Below are 16,501 nucleotides of genomic sequence, written 5' to 3' on the forward strand. Positions count from 1 at the left end.
AGGACAGGATGGGGGTGTGCGGACACTCACGACCACACCTGTCCTCGACTGGGCCCATCCGCGGGTGGCACGGCTGGCGGCGGAGGTCCAGGAGAGCGACCCCCGGACGGCCCTGATCGCGGCACACCGGCTCATCGCCGCCCGCCTGCGCCCGGTCCACGCGCTCGACGAGTTCCAGCCGGTGTCGGTCACGCTGGCCCTGGGCAAGGGCTCCTGCAGCCAGCGGCTCGCCGTCCTGGAGGCGGTGGCCAGGGCCCGCGGGATCGCCACGAGGGTGCGCGGGCTCCAGGTGGACGGCAGGTTCTGGGCTGCGCGCTTCCCGCGGCTGCGGGCCCTGCTGCCCCGCACGGTCGTCCTGGCCTGGCCGGAGTTCCTGCTGGACGGCCGGTGGGTGCCGGTGTCCGAGCTCTACGAGTGCCTTGACTCCTGCCACCCGTTCACCAACAGCGGCGAGGAGACGCTGTTCGAGGCGGTCGGCAGAACGTCGGTCGACCTGTCCGCGTGGGTCGTGGCCGACCTCGGCCACTTCGACACCAGGGACGAGTTGTTCGGCCGGTTCTGCGGGCCTCACCCGCGCGGCGTCCTGACCTGCGCGGTTCCCCGGCGGGCGCGCGTGTGGTGGGCGGGACGGGGCGGCGGCGCTGATCCCGGCGCCGCCGCCGTGCGCGACCTAGCGGTCGGAGGTGACGGGGAGTTGGTTGCTCGTGGTCAACGTCCTTCCGGTTCGGGGTGGCGACCCAGGTAGCGAAGGAGGGTGGCGGTGTCGTCGTCGCCCGGCCGGGGCGGGAGCGCGGCGGCGTAGGCGCCGAAGGCTCGCAGGGGCTCGACGATCTGGCGGGCCACCGGGAGGAGTTCGCGGGCGAGCTCCCGGGTGAGCGGGGACGGGGCGCCGCTCGCCATGGCGATGTCCCAGGCGTGCACGGCGGCGTCGAGGGCGCAGGCGCCCACGCCGAGCTTGGCGGGCATCTTGTTCGGTGGAACGGGGACCGGGACCTCCTCGGCGTCGGGCGAGATGCCGGCCCAGGCGTCCGCGGACAGCGTGAGCGCCTCTTCCAGCACGCTCTGGGGCGAGGCGTCGAGCCTTCCCGACGGGGCGAACGGGTTCTCCGACGGTCTCGGTCCTCCCGTGAGGAACGCGGCGAAGGCGATCTGGTCGCCCGCGGCGTGCTGCAGTACCTGGGTGGCGTTCCAGTCCGAGCAAGGAGTCGGGGCGGTCCAGTCGGAGACCCCTTGGACGGCGGTGCGGAGCGCGTCGTGCGCCTGCTCCAGGATCGGCCGGCTCATGCCTTGTCTCCCATCGTGGAAAAGGTGGAAAAGAACGTGCGGATGTCGTCGGCCAGCAGGTCGGGCGCGTCGTGGGCGGCCCAGTGGCTTCCCCGGTCGTACTCGTTCCACGACGTGATGTTCTTGTGGTCCCGCTCGGCGAAGGCGCGGACCGGCCGGAAGTCGTAGGCGAAACTGGCCAGCCCGAGAGGGAACGTGGTGGGCTCGGTGGGCTGCGGCGTGTGCGCGTTCTCGTAGTAGAAACGGGCCGAGGAGGCCGCGGTGTTGGTGAACCAGTAGATCGAGGCGATGGTGAGCACGTCGTCGGGGTCGAGGGCGTCGCCGAGCAGCTGCCCGATCCAGGCGAGCAGGCCGGCGGGCGAGTCGGCCAGCGCGTGCGCCAGGGTCTGCGGCTGCGCGCTCTGCGCCTTGTCGTGGATCGCGTGTTCGACGAACGACTGCAGGAACCCCAGATAGTCCAGGTCCGCCTGGGTGAGGCCAGCGAACTCGGCCGGATCACCGGAGGGGAAGGAGAAGATCTGGTTCACGTGCACGCCGATCACCCGGTCCTGGTCGATCCGGCCGAGCACGGGCGCGATGATCGCGCCGGCGTCGTTGCCGTGGACGCCGTAGCGTGCGTAGCCGAGTCGCCGCATCAGCTCGGCCCAGGTCGCGGCCACCCGTGTGGCGTCCCAGCCGCGCCGCCTGGTGTGCCCGGAGAAGCCGAATCCGGGGATGGAGGGGATGACCAGGTGGAACTCCCGTGACAGCGGCTCGACCAGGCCGAGGTACTCCACGAACGTGTTCGGCCAGCCGTGGGTGAGGATCAGCGGCGTGGCCTGCGGGTTGTCCGAGCGCACATGGACGAAATGGACGGTCTGCCCGTCGATCTCCGTGCTGAACTGCGGGTGTCGGTTGAGCCTGGCCTCCTGCTCGCGCCAGTCGAAGGAGTCGCGCCACCGCGTCACCAGGTCGCGCACGTAGGACAGCGGCACGCCGTACTGCCAGCCCGGCCGCACCGGTCCGGCCGCCGGAACGCCGTCGAGCTCTTCGGCGGGCAGCTCCTCGGTCCAGCGGGTACGGCGCAGCCGGTCCTTCAGATCGTCGAGATCGGCTTGCGGGATCTCGATCGTGAATGGCTTGATTTCCGTCATGCCATGATTTTTGCGCCGGCCGATAGCTGTCGGTAGTGTCGTGTGCACCTGACGTCATGCGGATCGCATCCGGAAAAAGTGCAAAATGCACGCCCGTCACGTGGGTGCCACACACCGCCTGGTCAGGCGGTGAAGCCGTACTCCCGGGCCAGCTCCGCCACCGGGATCGTGCGCCCCGCGTGCCGCCGCACGTCCGGATCGTCCAGGAGGGCCCGCACGGCCCGGCCGGGGAACTCCACCGGGTCGCCGCCCTGGAAGTCGTCGCCGAGCGCCGCGACGATCGCCTCGGTCCTGGTGAACCCCGGCGAGACCGCCAGCGCGGTCACCCCGTGCGGGCGCAGGTCGTGGGCGAGGGAACGGGCCAGGCGGCTGACGCTCGTCATGGCCAGGTCGTAGAACAGATGGCCGGCGATCACCTCGGCGTCGGGATCGGCGTACCCGGTCAGGACGGCCAGGCCCCGCCGTTCGATCAGCAGCGGGGCGGCGTGCCAGGCCGAGACGAGATGGCTGCGGACCCCGACGTCGATCATGTTGCGCCAGTGGTCGAGCGGCAGGGTCCAGAACGGCCCGCCGGCGAACGGCAGCGCGTTGCCGTCGCAGGCGTTGGCCACCAGCAGGTCCAGCCCGCCGTGATCGGCGGCCACCTTGGCGAACAACGCCTCGACGGCCTGGTCGTCGCGGTGGTCGACGCGCACGGGGATGCCGTGGCCGCCGCGCGCGGTCAGTTGCTCGGCGGTGTCCTCGACCGTGCCGGGCAGGTCGGAGTGGCGTTGGTCGCGGCTTTCGCGGTCGGTGACGTAGACGGTGGCGCCGGCTTCACCCAGCACGAGGGCGATGCCCCGGCCGATGCCGCGCGCGGCCCCTGTCACGACGGCGACGATGTCTTCCACGCCCGCCACTTTCACGGCGCCCGCCCGTGATGTCAACGACCGGCGCCCACGTGGCGGCGGTCCCGAGCGCGCCCGGCACGGGTCCGCGCCGGCTTCGCGCAGCCACCGAGCTCGACCCGGTGCGGGTTCAACGTCGGCAGCTCACCGTGTCCACCGTCGTCGTGCACGCCTCCAGATCCGCCTCCTCGGGCAGCACGCCGAGGCCGGGCTCGTCCGGAACCGGCAGTTCGCCGCCGTCCAGCACGAACGGGCGGGTGATGTCGCGGTGGTAGTACCGCTCGGTGGCGGAGATGTCGCCCGGCAGCGTGAATCCGGGCAAGCTGGCCAGCGCCAGGTTGGCGGCCCGGCCGAGGCCGGTCTCCAGCATGCCGCCGCACCAGACCGGCACGCCGTTCGCCTCGGCCAGGTCGTGGATGCGGCGCGCCTCCAGGTAGCCGCCGACGCGGCCCGGCTTGATGTTGATGATCGAGCAGGCGCCCTGTCTGATGGCCTCGGCGGCGTCGCGCGCGCTGGTGATGCTCTCGTCCAGGCACACGGGTGTGTCCATGCGGGCGGCGAGCGCGGCGTGCGCGCGCAGGTCGTCAGGGGCGAAGGGCTGCTCGACCAGCGCCAGCCCGTATGCGTCGAGTTTCGCCAGGTGCCTGAGGTCGCCGGGATGGTAGGCGGTGTTGGCGTCGACGGTGAGCATCACTCCGGCGCCGAACGTCTCGCGCACCGCCCTGACCGGCTCGAGGTCCCAGCCGGGCTCGATCTTCAGCTTGATCCTGGCGTAGCCCGCGGTCAGATGCCGGTCGACCGTGTCCAGCAGCGCGTCGACGGTCTCGGCGATGCCCACGGAGACGCCCACGCGCACGCGCCGCCGTACCCCTCCCAGGTGGGCGGCCAGGCTCGTGCGGCGGGCCCGCAGCCAGCAGTCCAGCACCGCCGTCTCCACGGCGGCCTTGGCCATCGGGTGCCCGCGCAGGTGCCGCAGCGCGGGGCCGACCGCCGCCGGGTCCAGGTCGAGCGGGGCCAGCGCCGGGACCATGAACCGCCTGATCGCGTCGGCGGCCCCGGCGAGGTACTCAGGGCTGTATGTCGGCTCGTCCTCGGCCGCGCACTCGCCCCAGCCCTCGCCCTCGTCGCTCAGCACCCGCACGAGCAGCGCGGTGCGCACCGTCTGGGTGCCGAGCGAGGTACGGAACGGGCTCACCAGCGGCAACGCGACCTCGCGCAGTTCGACGGCCTCGAGCTTCACGCGGCACCTCCGCGGGCGAGCAGGTACCAGCCGGAGCGGGTGAAGCCGGTGACCCGGTAGCCCTGCTCGAGCGCGCCGCCGAGCCCGCTCTCCAGCGCCGCCCGCCACCGCCCGGCCGCCGCCGGGTCCGCCGCGCGCAGCGACTCGACGTCCGCAGGGGTCGCGCAGCGCAGCAGCGGCGCGCCCCCGGCGTCCCGTACGGCGCCCGTCTCGTCCACCACCACCACCCCGTCGCCCTCCGGGACCGGTGGGGGAGCGGCCTGTTCGGTCGGCCAGGTGACGAACAGCCGGTCGGACGGCCCGCCGTCGTTGATACCGTCGCTCATCGGACCGTAGAAATCGGGCAGGTAGCCACGGACCTGGGCACCCAGGCGGGTCAGGTTGAAGAAGGCGTTGCGCCTGACCAGCGGGTCGAACGTCCATGACACGGCGACGAGCCCGCGCTCGGCCGCCCATGCCCGCTGGTGCTCCTTGAGCGCCCGGCCCACACCACGTCCGCGCGCCTTGGCGGCCACCCCCGCGACGTGCGAGTGCAGGCTGTGGTCGGCCGCCAGGAAACCTGCCGCCACCCCGACGAGCTCCTCGTCGAGGAAGGCGCCGCCCACGTATCCGCCCGTGTGGGCGAACGCGCACATCAGGTCGAGGAGCATCGGCGGGTCGTCACCGCGTCTGGTGCCCCAGACCTCGCGCAACAGTCGGTCGGCACGCTGCAGCGCCCCTGTGCCGTGAAGGGGACGGATGATGAGGTGTTCGGCCATGGAACTCAGCATCGCGGCGCGCGCCGCCCGGGGCGTTGGCGTCCACGCCGAACTTCACCCGGTCCGCGTTGTGGCGCCGTTCAGCCTGAGCTGGAGGGCGAGCACCAGCCGCGTGTCCGGGTCGTCCAGCGCGATCATCTCGCCGACCTTGCGCAGCCGGTACCGCAGCGTGTTGGGATGCAGCGACAGCAGTTCGGCCGCGCGTGGCACGTCGTAGTGGGCGCCGATCCAGACGGCCAGGCTGTGCACGTACTGGGTGCCGTGCCTGGCGTCGTGCGCGGCGATCAGCGCCAGCGGCTCGCCGGACAGGGAGGGTTTGGGCCGCAGCGCGGCCTCCGCGTCCATGAGGAACAGCGGCGTGGACAGGTCCTCGTGCGAACCGGCCAGCTCCTGGGCGAACGGCCCGCAGACCGCGCGCAGCGCCTCCTCCGCCTGGCGCGCGCCGGCGGGCACGGCGGCGACGGAGGCGGCGGTACGGCCGATGCCGGCCCGCCAGCCGCCGCCCAGCCGCTCGCTCACCCTGGCCAGGGTGTCCACGGTGATTCTGCGTAGCAGCGGCGCGGACGCCTCAGCCGCGGCGATGGCGTAGGCGCGGCCGTCGACCACGCCCGTCGCGGCCCGGATCCGGTAGGCCAGGTACGCGGTACGCAGCAGGTCGGCGGCGTGCGCGGCGGCGAAGGCGTCGGCCGAGCCCGCGTAGGGGCCCAGTGTCACGACCGTCACCGGTTCGCTCGGCAGCAGGCCGAAGGAGGTGGCCAGCTCGTCGACCGCGCCGATGCCGCGCAGCAGCCAGCCCAGGCACTCGTCCCGTCGGCGCCGCGCCGCGTCGGCGGCGAGGTTGATGCGCGCCAGGTGCGGCGCGGCGGCCGCGGCCGCCTCCGCGAGCACCGCGGCGGCGTCGTGAGCCAGCGGCTCGTCCGCCTGCACCGCCCAGATCGTGCCGAGCGCCTCGCCGTGCGCCCGGATCGCGATGGCCAGGCGGGGATAGTACTCGCGCGGCTCGTAGCTCCAGACCACCCCGTCGGCGCGCAGGACGATCGCGTACTCCTCGGCGTTGGTCGGGTGCTCGGGCACCCGGCGGCCCAGGATGCCCTCCTTGCGCAGCTCGTCGATGCGCTGGCCCTCGACCGTGGAGTAGGCGAGCACCCGCATCGCCAGATCCTCGATCGCCACCGCGCCACCCACCCGGACGGCCACCTCGTTGGCCAGCACGAACAGGTCGGCCGCCCGGGTGGCGCCAGGATCCTCGGCCGGGGCGACCATGGCGAGCAGGGTGTCGACGAGCGTGTAGAGCTGGCCCCAGGACAGCTCGGGCGGCGCGGCGAGCAGCGCCGTGCCCGCCGCCTCGGCCGCGGTGGTCAGTGCCTGCTCGTCGCAGGTGCCCGGCTTGACCACGACGACGGCCACCCCGCTCTCGCCCGCGCGGGCCAGGATCTCCGCCGAGGGGCGGCCGGTCACCAGCAGGACCGTGCCGTCGAGCCCGGCCTGCGGCCCTTCGGGGTCGTAGATGACCGGGGTTCCCACCAGCGGTCCCCTTCCGTGCGGCAGCGCCAGCGGGCGCACCACGTCGGGGCCGAGGCTGTCGATCAGCACGCCGAGCGTGATCCGCCCGCGCGCCGTCACCGGGCGCCCCGCCTGAGCATCCGGCCGTGCCTGCCGCCGGTGAACTCGCCGCCGGCGATCACCTGATGCCCGGCCAGGAAGACGTGCTCGACGCCCGTCGGCCGTACGTCGGGCCGCTCGTAGGTGCCCGCGTGGCCGATCGTGTCCGGGTCGAAGACGCAGAGGTCGGCGACCGCGCCCGGCCCCAGCCAGCCGCGCCCGGCCAGGCCGAACTGGGCGGCGACGGCGGAACTGACCTTGCGGATCGCCTCAGGCATGTCGTCCTTCTCGACGTAGGTGCCGAGGTAAGTGGGGAAGGTGCCGAACGTGCGCGGATGGTTGGGGCCGACCGGAGGTCCGTTGTCGGAGCCGATGGAGACCAGCGGGTCGGCGAGGAACGCCGCGAGATCCTTCTCGTGCATGGTGTGGAAGACGCCGGAGGCCTGCGGGTCCAGCCTGAGCAGGTCGCACAGCGCCTCCCACGGGTCGCCGCCGAGGTCGGCCAGCCGCCTGCCCTCGATGCCCGGGTCGTTGTGGACGAGGATCTGCACGTCCGAGGCGTGCAGCTCGCGCCAGAACCCGACGCCGGTGCCCGTGTCCGGGCTCTCGGCCAGCGCGCGCAGCGCCGCGCGCTGGGCCGGGTCGGCCAGCCGTTCGAGCAGCGCCTGCTCGCCGCCCTCGCACGCGATCGGCGGCAGCACCGCGACCAGCATGGTGCCGAAGGCCAGGTAGGGGTAGACGTCCGCGCGTACGTCCACGCCCGCGCGGCGGGCCTGGGCGAGCTTGTCCAGCATCATCGCGGAGGCGCCGTGCACCGCTCGCCCCGAGGCCTTGCAGTGCGAGACCTGCAGCCGGATGCCGGCCCGCCGCGCCACCGCGATCGCCTCGTCCAGCGCGTCGGCCAGGCCCTCGCTCTCGCTGCGCATGTGCGTCGCGTACGGCAGGTCCCAGCGTTTGGCCACCAGCGCGAGCGCGACCAGTTCGTCGAGGTCGGCGTAGGCGCCGGGCACGTACTCCAGGCCGCTCGACAGTCCCACCGCGCCGGCCTCGAAGGACTGCGCGGCCAGCTCGCACATGCGCGCCAGCCCATCCGGGGTGATCCTGGCGCTCATCCCCGCCGCGGCCAGGCGCAGCGTGTTGTGCCCGACGAGCACGGCCAGGTTGTTGCTCGGCCCGGCCGTCTCGGCGGCGTCCAGGTACTCGCCGAGCGTGGTGAAGGCCGCCCCGGCCAGCTCGGCGGGCATGAAGCCCATCGTCTCCGGATGGGTCGGGCCGCACGAGAAACCGCAGTTGCCCACGATCTCGGTGGTCACGCCCTGCAGCAGCTTGAACGGCTGCGCCTCCTCCAGGAAGGGCACGGTGTCGGAGTGGCTGTGCGGGTCGACGAACCCCGGGCTGACGAGCAGGCCGGAGACGTCGATCACACGGCGGGCCGGGCCGAGGTCGGGGCCGACGGCGACCACGCGCCCGTCGGCGATCGCGACGTCGGCGTGCCGCGGCGGTCCGCCGAGCCCGTCATGGACGGTCCCGTCGCGAAGCAGCAGGTCATGCATGGCGATAGGCTCCCTTGCCCGCCATCGCGGGCGCTATGTACGAATGGATGAAATATCAGGGCTTGGCGGGTACGGCGGCCAGCAGCCTGCGCGTGTAGGCGTGCGCAGGGGCGTCGAGCACCTCCGCCGTGTCGCCGCTCTCCACCACCTCGCCCCGCGAGAGCACCACCAGCCGGTCGGCCATCTGCCTGACGACCGCCAGGTCGTGGGTGACGAACACCATGCTGATGCCGACCTCCCGCAACAGCTCCAGAACGTGTGCCTGGACCGAGACGTCCAGCGAGGCCACCGGCTCGTCGCAGATCAGCAGCTCCGGCCGCACGGACAACGCCCTGGCGATGGCCACCCGCTGCCGCTCGCCGCCCGACAACCCGGCCGGCCTCCGGTCCGCGTACGCGGCGGGCAGCCCCACCAGCTCGAGCAGCTCGGCCACGGTGTGCCCGCCCTCCGCCGGGCCCTGCGCCGCCGCCTCCGCCAGCGTGGCGCCGACCGTCAAGGCAGGGTTGAGCGAGGTCGACGGGTCCTGGAAGACGCACTGCACCAGCCGATGCCGTGGCCGCACCGGGTCGGCCAGCTCGATCGTGCCCGAGTCCGGCCGGACCAGGCCCAGCACGCAGCGGGCCAGCGTGGTCTTGCCCGAGCCGGAACCGCCGACGACACCGACGGTCTCGCCACGGTCGACGTGCAGGGAGACGCCGCCCAGCGCGACGTGCGAGCCGTAGGTCTTGCGCAGGTCCGTGACGCGCAGCACCTGGTCGGCGGCGACCCGGCGGTGGTCCAGCGGACCGTCCTCGGCGCGGATCCGGGGGCGCACGTCGTGCAGGCAGGCGGTGAGCCGGTCCGGGCCCAGCTCGCGCAGCGGCGGCCGGGCGTGCGCGCACTCGGGCGTCGCCTGGTCGCAGCGGGAGGCGAACGCGCACGTCTCCGTCACCTCCGCCGCGGCGGGCACGCTGCCCCTGATGCCGGTCAGCCGGGGCAGCCGCCGCTCGACCGTCGGCACGGCCGCCAGCAGTCCCGCCGTGTACGGATGCGCCGGCGTGCTGCCCATCCCCGCGGCGGGTCCTTGCTCGACGATGCGTCCGGCGTACATGACCGCCACGCGGTCGCACAGCTCGAAGGCCACCCGCAGATCGTGGGTGATCAGCAGGACACCCATGCCGCGCGCCCGCTGGATCCCCTTGACCAGCATGAGGATCTCGTGCTGCGTACTGGCGTCCAGCGCGGTGGTGGGCTCGTCGGCGATCAGCAGCTCCGGGTCCGCCGCCAGCGCGGCGGCCAGCGCCACCCGTTGCCGCATGCCGCCCGACAGCTGGAACGGGTAGCGCCCGGCCGCGGCAGGATCGTCGATGCCCACCTCGGCCAGCCGGCGCAGCACCTCCGCCCGGTCCCTGCGCCCCCGCAACGACTCCGCGACGTGGGCGCCCGCCGTCCGCAGGGGGTTCAGCACGGCGAACGGGTCCTGCATGAGCAGGCTCACCCGGGTCCCGCGCACCGAGCGCAACACCCGCTCGCGCGCTCCGAGCAGCTCCCGGCCGTCGAGCGTGATCGAGCCGGTGGCGTGCAACCCCTTGGGCAGCAGGCCCGCGGCCGCCCGCGCGGTGAGCGACTTGCCGCTGCCGGACTCGCCGACCAGGCCCACCATCTCGCCGCGGGCGACCTCCAGGTCCACCCCGTCGACGATGAGGCCGGACCCTGAGACACGCAGCTCGGAGATCCTCACCGCAGGCCTCCCTTCGACAGCGACTCGAACGCGCGGTCGCCCAGCAGGGTGGCCGCGCACGCGACCACGGTGATCAGGGCCGCGGGCGCGATCGAGGCCCACGGGTTCAGGTCCAGCAGCCCGCGGTTCTCCTCGACCATCAGGCCCCAGTCGGGCGTGCCGGCGGGCAGGCCGACACCCAGGAACGACAGGCCCGCCAGCGCCACCAGCGCCGCCACGAAGCTCAACAGCGTGTTGGCCACCACGGTGGGCGCCACGTTCGGCAGCAGATGCCTGAACATGATCCGCGACGGGCGCAGGCCCAGCGTGCGCGCCGCCTCGGCGTAGGCCAGCTCGCGCTGGGCGAGGGTGAGGCTGCGGATCACCCGGATGTCGCCCGGCGTGAACAGCACCGCCATGGCCAGCACCGCCCAGCCGTACCCGCCGCCGACCACGCCGACCACGACGATCAGCACGAGCATGCCCGGCAGCGCGATCGCCAGGTCGGCCGCGCGCATGAGCAGCGTGTCCACCCAGCCCAGCCGGTAGCCGGCCAGCAGCCCGAGCGTCGTGCTCAGCAGCGTCGTGCAGACGGCGACGAGCACCGGCCACATCAGTGCCGAACCGGCACCGGCCAGCAACCGCGACAGCACGTCGCGGCCCAGGTCGTCGGTGCCCAGCCAGTGCGCGGCGCTCGGCCCCACCGCGCCGAGCGCGAGATCCTGTGCCGCCGGATCGTACGGCGCCAGCCACGAGCCGGCCACGGCGGCCACCGCCGCCAGGCTCAGGACGGTCAACAGGATCGCCCTCATGCCGCGGCCGCCTTGTGCCTCACCCGGGGATCGACGGCCACATAGGCGAGGTCGATCAGCAGGTTCACCACGATCACGATCGCGCCGCCGAGCAGCACCAGCGCCTGCACCACCGGGATGTCCTTCTGGCCGACCGCGCCGACCAGCAGCGCGCCCAGCCCGTGCAGCCCGAAGGCCTGCTCGACGAAGACCGAGCCCGTCAGGTTGGCCGCCAGAAGCAGCCCGCCCACGGTCAGCACGGGCAGCGCCGCGTTGCGCAACGCGTAACTGACCCACACCCGCCGCCTGGGCAGCCCGCGCGCCCTGGCGAAGGTCAGGAAGTCCTGCGCGGCCAGGTCGAGCGCGGCGGCGCGCATCTGCCTGACGACGATCGCCGCCTGCCCGGTGGCCAGCGCGATCGCGGGCAGCGTGAGGTGCACGATGCGCTCCATCGGGGTGTCGCCGGCGCCGAAGACCGGGAACCAGCCCAGCGCGACCGCGAAGCCGTACAGCAGCAGGATGCTCAGCGCGAACGGCGGGATCGACAGCGCGACCAGCGACGTCAGCGTGATGCCCTGGTCCAGCCTGCCGCCGCGCCGCATCGCCGCGGCGAGTCCGGCCGGCACGCCCACCACGACCGTCAGCACCAGCGCGTAGCCGGCCAGCCCGGCCGTCACCGGCAGGCGGTCGGCGATCACCGCGGTGACCGGTTCGCGGGAGGAGATCGAGGTGCCGAAGTCGCCCCGCAGCGCGTCGCCCAGCCAGCGTGCGTAGCGGACCGGGAACGGGTCGTCCAGGTGGTACTGCTCGCGGATCGCCGCCCTGGTCTCCGGCGTGGACGGGCGCCCGCCGAGCAGCACCTGCTCGGGACCGCCAGGCGCCGCGGCGAGCAGCCCGTAGGTGAGCACGGACAGCACCCCGAGCAGGAGTACGGCGGCGCACAGGCGCTTGACGACCGCCATCTCAGCGGCCCGCCGGGCGGAGCGAGGCGATTGCGTCGGCGGACCAGGTGGTGAACGTGCCCGTGAACTTCTCGCTCAGCGCGACGGCGTAGTCGGTGGAGAACAGCGGGATGTACGGCACCTGCTCGGCGACCTCCGTCAGCAGCGCGGTGACCAGCGCCTTCCTGTCCTGACCGGTCGCCGAGGCCAGGGCGTCCAGCTGCCTGTCGGTGGCGGCGGTGCCGTAGCCGGAGAAGTTGAAGCCCTCAGGCTCGGCCGCGGCGCGGCTGACCATGTCGGGCAGGACCTCGAGCGGGTCGGGTGTGCCGTAGGCCAGGTTGACGTACTGGATCGACAGGCGGTCGTGCTGCATCATCCGCGACCGGTACTGGTCGGCGGGGCTCGGCTCCAGGGTGAGCCTGATACCGATCTTGGCCAGGTCGGCGGCGACGGCCTGCATGACCGTGCCGCTGTCGCCGGTGCTCGCGTACGGCACCGCCAGGTCGAACCCCTGCGGGTAGGCGGACCTGGCCAGCTCGGCCTTGGCCCGCTGCACGTCGTAGGGGTGGGCCGGCAGGGACGGGAGGCTGTCGCCGTACAGCGCCGCCAGCTGAGGGGCCGGCAGCACGGTCGCCGCCGGCGCGCCGTGACCGGCGGTCATCAGGTCCGACACCGCCCGGCGGTTGACCGCGTGCGCGATGGCCCGCCGTACGTGCAGATCCTTCAGCGGGCCCGACGTGACCGCCAGCGACAGGTAGCCGATGTTGTTGCCCGGGTAGAAGATCGTCCTGACACCGGGCAGGCCGGTCCACTTGCGGGCGTCACGGACAGTGAGGCCGTCGGTGGCGTCCACCTCGCCCGACCTGACGGCCAGCCGCAGCGTCTCCGGGTCGGTGATGGTCTTGAACTCGACCGTGCGCAGCGCGGGCGGCCGGCCCCAGTACGAAGGGTTGCGCTCCAGGACCACGCCCGAGGTGAGCGAGAACTTCGCCACCTTGAACGGGCCGGTGCCCATCGTGCCGACCTCGGGGCTGCCCAGGTCCTGAGGATGCGTCTCGGCGAGCTTGCGCGGCGTCACCTGCCAGGCGATCGCCGCCATGGCCAGGAACGCGGGGTTCGGCCGCTTCAGCGTGACCTTGACCTGGCCGTCGCCGACCGCCTCGACCTGCTTGACCGTCGTGAAGTAGCTGGCGGCCTGCGAGGCGACCTTCGGATCCAGGTGGCGGCGCAGCGAGAACGCCGCGTCGTCGGCCGTCAGCGGAGTGCCGTCCGCGAAGCGCACGCCCTTGCGCAGCGTGAACAGGTAGGTGGCCGGGTCCGGCTGCGTCCATTCCGTCGCCAGCCGGGGTGCGGGCGCGCCCCGGGTGTCGAGGGTGAGCATCGTGTCGAGGACGGCGGACTGGATGAGGGTCGAGGCGTTGTTGAAGCCGTGTGCGATGTCCAGGCTGTTGGGCGGGCTGGCGGTGGCCCAGACCAGGGAGTCGCGGGCCGGTGGCGCGGCTCCGCCGGAGGAGCAGGCGGTGACGAGCGCGAGTACGACGGCGGCGGTGGCAGCCTTCGCGGATGTCATGGAACCACCTCTGTCATGGAACCACCTTGGGAAGGTTCGGGCGGGGACAGTCGGACGGTAGGAGCCGGACAGCCGCTGTTCACTGACCCGGCAGCCAAAACCGCCGGCCCCCGCCTCGTCCTCCAGGCCAATCAGCCGTCGAAGCGCATCCGGCGCAGGCCGCCGCCGCTCACCAGCAGGTCGCCCTCGTGGAGACGGAGCGTGAACGGCCCGGCCTCCCACGCTCCGCCCGGCGCGGGAGTCACCGGCAGCTTCAGCTCGCGGCCGAAGCGCACCTGGCCGTCTCGCACGGTGGCGGCGATGTCGAGCTCCCGGCTGTGGAAGACGCCGTCGGGCATCGGCGCGTCCGAGGGCGGCGACGCGGCGTGGAAGACGACCGGCGGGCGCGACGGGGGGCCGACGCGCAGGAACATCCGGTCACCGTCGATCTCCAGCCAGGCGCCCTCGGCGTCACCTGTCCCGTGCCAGCGTCCGTCGGCGCCGGCGGTGAACGCCCCCACGTCCGCGATCACGAGGCGCCCGTCGGCGGGTTCGAGGGTCAGCGTGCCGTCCCCGGCCGGATCGTGCCAGTGCAGCCGCTCCGGCGGCGCCGACGCCGCGGGCGCGGGCTTCGGCGGCTCCGCCGCGCCGAGCAGCAGCCGCACCAGCCGGTGAGACAGCCGCACCGGATCGATCGCCGTCTGGTTGGACAGCACCGCGATGCCGACACCCGGATCGGGCAGATACAGCAGGTTCGACCGGTAGCCGTGCATGCCGCCCGCGTGGCCGAACCAGTCGTCGCCGTGATAGATCCCCAGCGCGTACGGCTGGACCGTCCCGTCGGCGAGCACACCCCGCTCCAGCAGCCGGTCGCGCAGGTCGGCGCCGAGCACCCGCCCGTCGGCCAGGAAGCCGAACCACGGCGCGAGCTCCGCCACGCTGGTCACCAGCCCGCCGTCGCCGACGGCGCTCTCCTGGGTGTCGGCTCGGCGCGGTTCTCCCTCCGCGTTGGCATAGCCGTACGCCAGCCGCTCCAGCGGCACCGACGCGTCGTCCCTGAACACCGAATCGGCCATCCCCAGCGGCTCGAAGAGCCGCTCCCGCGCGAACCGCGCCAGCGACGTGTTCGTGACCCGGTTGACCACGACCGCCGCGAGCACGTAGCCGGTGTTGGAGTAGGCGAAAGCGGTGCCCGGCTCGAACGTCGTCCTGCGGATGCCCGCCAGCACCTCCAGCAGCCGCTGCTCGGTCATCTCGGGCAGCGGCACACCCGTCAGCGCCTGCAGCCCGTACCACTCCGGCAGGCCGCCGGTGTGCTGCAGGCACTGCCGCAGTGTCACCGGCACCTCCAGGCTCAGCTCCGGCACGTGCTTGCGCACGTCGTCGTCGAGCCCCAGCTTCCCGTCACGCTCCAGCAGGAGCACGCACGCCGCCGTGAACTGTTTGCTCGCGCTGGCGATGTCGAACCGGGTGCGCTCGTCGACCGGTACGCCGAACTCCACGCACGCCGCCCCCTGGGCGACCGTGAGCACCGCGGCTCCGTCGGCGTACACTCCTACGGCCAGACCTGGCGTGTGCGGGCTGACCAGCGAGAATACCTCGCGCTTGACTCGTTCGAGATCCATGCTGCCAGTATCACCAGGCGACCCGCGCCGCCCTTTGGCGTACGCGACGACGGATGCCCGCCGTTCTTTGTCCTCCTGGCACAAGGCGGGCCTGTGGCAATACGTAAACTCCCCGATGCGTGATGCGGCCGGAGTCTCTACCGTCTGCGACGTCGAGAGTCCCCCAGCCAAGGTGAGCCCATGCGCGTGCTGACCGTGTTCCTCTCCGCCGTCCTGCTGACCACGACCGTCACCCCGTCCGCCGCCGCCGAGCTGAAACCGCCACCTGGCCCGGCGGACGTCGTCTACCAGCGGGCCGCGTTCGCCTCCGGCACCGCCGAGGGTGTGACGGCCGGCGACACCCTGACATTCGCCTCCCCGGCCGGGACCACCTCCTACACCGACGCGCTGGGCACCAGGACCTGGGAGTACGCCCGATGGACCGGCCCTGAGCGGCCGATCGGCTTCGCCGCCACCGAACTGGTCGCCTCCTGGACCGCCGACACACCCCCCGGAAGCTGGCTGCAGGTCGAGATGCGCGGCCGTCACGCCGCCGGGGCGACCACGTGGTACGTGCTGGGCCGCTGGGCGTACGGCGAGGCCGACATCCGCCGCACCTCCGTGCCGGGCCAGGCCGATGCCGACGGCACCGTGTCCGTCGACACCTTCGTCGCCGCGACCGGCAAGCCGATCACCGCCTACCAGCTGCGCGTCACGCTGCACCGCGCACCAGGCTCCGCCGCGACGCCGGTGGTGAAGACGCTCGGCGCGATGGCCTCGGCCGTCCCCGAGCGCAAGACCGTGCCGGTCAGCCCCGGCGGCGGCGCGTGGGGGACCGAGCTGAACGTGCCCCGCCGTTCGCAGAGCATCCACCAGGGCCACTACCCCGAATGGGACGGCGGCGGCCAGGCCTGGTGCAGCCCGACCTCCACCACGATGGTGCTGGGCTACTGGGACAGGTGGCCAAGCGCCCAGGACACCTCCTGGGTCGACGCCGCAGACCCCAACCCCGAGGTGGACCACGCCGCCCGGTACACCTACGACCACGCCTACCAGGGGGCGGGCAACTGGCCGTTCAACACCGCCTACGCCGGCCGCTACGGCCTGGAGGGGTTCGTCACCCGGCTGCGGTCGCTGACCGAGCTGGAACGCCTGATCACCGCCGGCATCCCGGTGATCACCTCCCAGTCGTTCAAGAAGGGCGAGCTGCCCGGCGCCGGCTACGGCACCGACGGCCACATCATGGTGGTGGTCGGCTTCACCGCCACCGGCGACGTGATCGCCAACGACCCCGCCTCGCCGAGCAACGACGCCGTGCGCCGGATCTACCCGAGGGCCGATTTCGAGAACGTCTGGCTGCGCAGCTCCAGCAGCGGCGGCATCGTCTACGTCATCCACCCGCCGGGCCACGCCCTGCCTGCCACCACCCCGGGGCTGCCCGCCAACTGGTGACCCCTCGG

At 73.1% G+C, this 16,501-nt stretch carries 14 protein-coding genes; 2 read left to right on the forward strand and 12 right to left on the reverse strand.

Annotation, left to right across the window (positions count from 1 at the left end; genetic code table 11):
- Nucleotides 1-16: 16 nt before the first annotated feature.
- The gene (locus ACWEVS_RS34960; RefSeq protein ID WP_452554948.1) at nt 17-745 is read left to right on the forward strand and encodes a transglutaminase domain-containing protein; all 729 of its coding nucleotides are present in this window, start codon (nt 17-19) and stop codon (nt 743-745) included.
- Here ACWEVS_RS34960 and ACWEVS_RS34965 read toward each other — a convergent pair.
- The 12 genes from ACWEVS_RS34965 to ACWEVS_RS35020 form a co-directional block, all read right to left on the reverse strand.
- Nucleotides 709-1,284, reverse strand: coding sequence for a TIGR03086 family metal-binding protein (locus tag ACWEVS_RS34965; protein WP_452554950.1), 576 nt, complete (start codon nt 1,282-1,284; stop codon nt 709-711). The two genes, ACWEVS_RS34960 and ACWEVS_RS34965, sit on opposite strands and share 37 nt — an antisense overlap.
- On the reverse strand, nt 1,281-2,417 hold the full coding sequence (locus ACWEVS_RS34970; RefSeq protein ID WP_452554952.1) for an epoxide hydrolase family protein: 1,137 nt from the start codon (nt 2,415-2,417) through the stop codon (nt 1,281-1,283). Before ACWEVS_RS34970 ends, ACWEVS_RS34965 begins: the two co-directional genes overlap by 4 nt.
- 122 nt (nt 2,418-2,539) lie before the next feature.
- Nucleotides 2,540-3,307, reverse strand: a complete 768-nt coding sequence (locus ACWEVS_RS34975) for an SDR family oxidoreductase (protein ID WP_354912727.1) — start codon at nt 3,305-3,307, stop codon at nt 2,540-2,542.
- Nucleotides 3,308-3,434: 127 nt separating this feature from the next.
- Nucleotides 3,435-4,544 carry an o-succinylbenzoate synthase gene (gene menC / locus ACWEVS_RS34980; protein WP_452554954.1) on the reverse strand — a complete coding sequence of 370 codons (1,110 nt, stop codon included), beginning with the start codon at nt 4,542-4,544 and terminating at the stop codon, nt 3,435-3,437.
- Complete coding sequence (locus ACWEVS_RS34985; protein ID WP_449928150.1) at nt 4,541-5,302, reverse strand: GNAT family N-acetyltransferase; 762 nt, start codon at nt 5,300-5,302, stop codon at nt 4,541-4,543. The genes menC and ACWEVS_RS34985 overlap by 4 nt, the downstream gene beginning before the upstream one ends.
- Nucleotides 5,303-5,356: 54 nt before the next feature.
- Nucleotides 5,357-6,895, reverse strand: coding sequence for a PucR family transcriptional regulator (locus tag ACWEVS_RS34990; RefSeq protein WP_452417653.1), 1,539 nt, complete (start codon nt 6,893-6,895; stop codon nt 5,357-5,359).
- 26 nt (nt 6,896-6,921) lie between these two features.
- Nucleotides 6,922-8,457, reverse strand: coding sequence for an N-acyl-D-amino-acid deacylase family protein (locus ACWEVS_RS34995; RefSeq protein ID WP_452417655.1), 1,536 nt, complete (start codon nt 8,455-8,457; stop codon nt 6,922-6,924).
- Between the two features lie 55 nt (nt 8,458-8,512).
- The gene (locus ACWEVS_RS35000; protein ID WP_452554956.1) at nt 8,513-10,177 is read right to left on the reverse strand and encodes an oligopeptide/dipeptide ABC transporter ATP-binding protein; all 1,665 of its coding nucleotides are present in this window, start codon (nt 10,175-10,177) and stop codon (nt 8,513-8,515) included.
- Nucleotides 10,174-10,968, reverse strand: a complete 795-nt coding sequence (locus tag ACWEVS_RS35005) for an ABC transporter permease (protein WP_354912715.1) — start codon at nt 10,966-10,968, stop codon at nt 10,174-10,176. The genes ACWEVS_RS35000 and ACWEVS_RS35005 overlap by 4 nt, the downstream gene beginning before the upstream one ends.
- Nucleotides 10,965-11,909, reverse strand: coding sequence for an ABC transporter permease (locus ACWEVS_RS35010; RefSeq protein ID WP_449928141.1), 945 nt, complete (start codon nt 11,907-11,909; stop codon nt 10,965-10,967). The genes ACWEVS_RS35005 and ACWEVS_RS35010 overlap by 4 nt, the downstream gene beginning before the upstream one ends.
- A gap of 1 nt (nt 11,910) precedes the next feature.
- Nucleotides 11,911-13,458, reverse strand: a complete 1,548-nt coding sequence (locus ACWEVS_RS35015; RefSeq protein ID WP_452554959.1) for an ABC transporter substrate-binding protein — start codon at nt 13,456-13,458, stop codon at nt 11,911-11,913.
- Nucleotides 13,459-13,589: 131 nt separating this feature from the next.
- Entirely contained in the window at nt 13,590-15,062 is a 1,473-nt protein-coding gene (locus ACWEVS_RS35020; protein ID WP_449928137.1) for a serine hydrolase domain-containing protein, read from the reverse strand.
- Between the two features lie 180 nt (nt 15,063-15,242).
- Here ACWEVS_RS35020 and ACWEVS_RS35025 point away from each other — a divergent pair, with 180 nt between their 5' ends.
- Nucleotides 15,243-16,493 carry a C39 family peptidase gene (locus ACWEVS_RS35025; protein ID WP_452554961.1) on the forward strand — a complete coding sequence of 417 codons (1,251 nt, stop codon included), beginning with the start codon at nt 15,243-15,245 and terminating at the stop codon, nt 16,491-16,493.
- Nucleotides 16,494-16,501: the final 8 nt, after the last annotated feature.

The organism is Nonomuraea sp. NPDC003754, from assembly GCF_053605785.1.

What these genes read in the sequence shown, in the direction of transcription:
- ACWEVS_RS34965 (WP_452554950.1), bottom strand. Translation starts at nt 1,284, where the DNA reads ATGAGCCGGCCGATCCTGGAGCAGGCGCACGACGCGCTCCGCACCGCC.
- ACWEVS_RS34970 (WP_452554952.1), bottom strand. Translation starts at nt 2,417, where the DNA reads ATGACGGAAATCAAGCCATTCACGATCGAGATCCCGCAAGCCGATCTC.
- ACWEVS_RS34985 (WP_449928150.1), bottom strand. Translation starts at nt 5,302, where the DNA reads ATGGCCGAACACCTCATCATCCGTCCCCTTCACGGCACAGGGGCGCTG.
- ACWEVS_RS34995 (WP_452417655.1), bottom strand. Translation starts at nt 8,457, where the DNA reads ATGCATGACCTGCTGCTTCGCGACGGGACCGTCCATGACGGGCTCGGC.
- ACWEVS_RS35005 (WP_354912715.1), bottom strand. Translation starts at nt 10,968, where the DNA reads ATGAGGGCGATCCTGTTGACCGTCCTGAGCCTGGCGGCGGTGGCCGCC.
- ACWEVS_RS35010 (WP_449928141.1), bottom strand. Translation starts at nt 11,909, where the DNA reads ATGGCGGTCGTCAAGCGCCTGTGCGCCGCCGTACTCCTGCTCGGGGTG.
- ACWEVS_RS35015 (WP_452554959.1), bottom strand. Translation starts at nt 13,458, where the DNA reads ATGACATCCGCGAAGGCTGCCACCGCCGCCGTCGTACTCGCGCTCGTC.
- ACWEVS_RS35020 (WP_449928137.1), bottom strand. Translation starts at nt 15,062, where the DNA reads ATGGATCTCGAACGAGTCAAGCGCGAGGTATTCTCGCTGGTCAGCCCG.
- ACWEVS_RS35025 (WP_452554961.1), top strand. Translation starts at nt 15,243, where the DNA reads ATGCGCGTGCTGACCGTGTTCCTCTCCGCCGTCCTGCTGACCACGACC.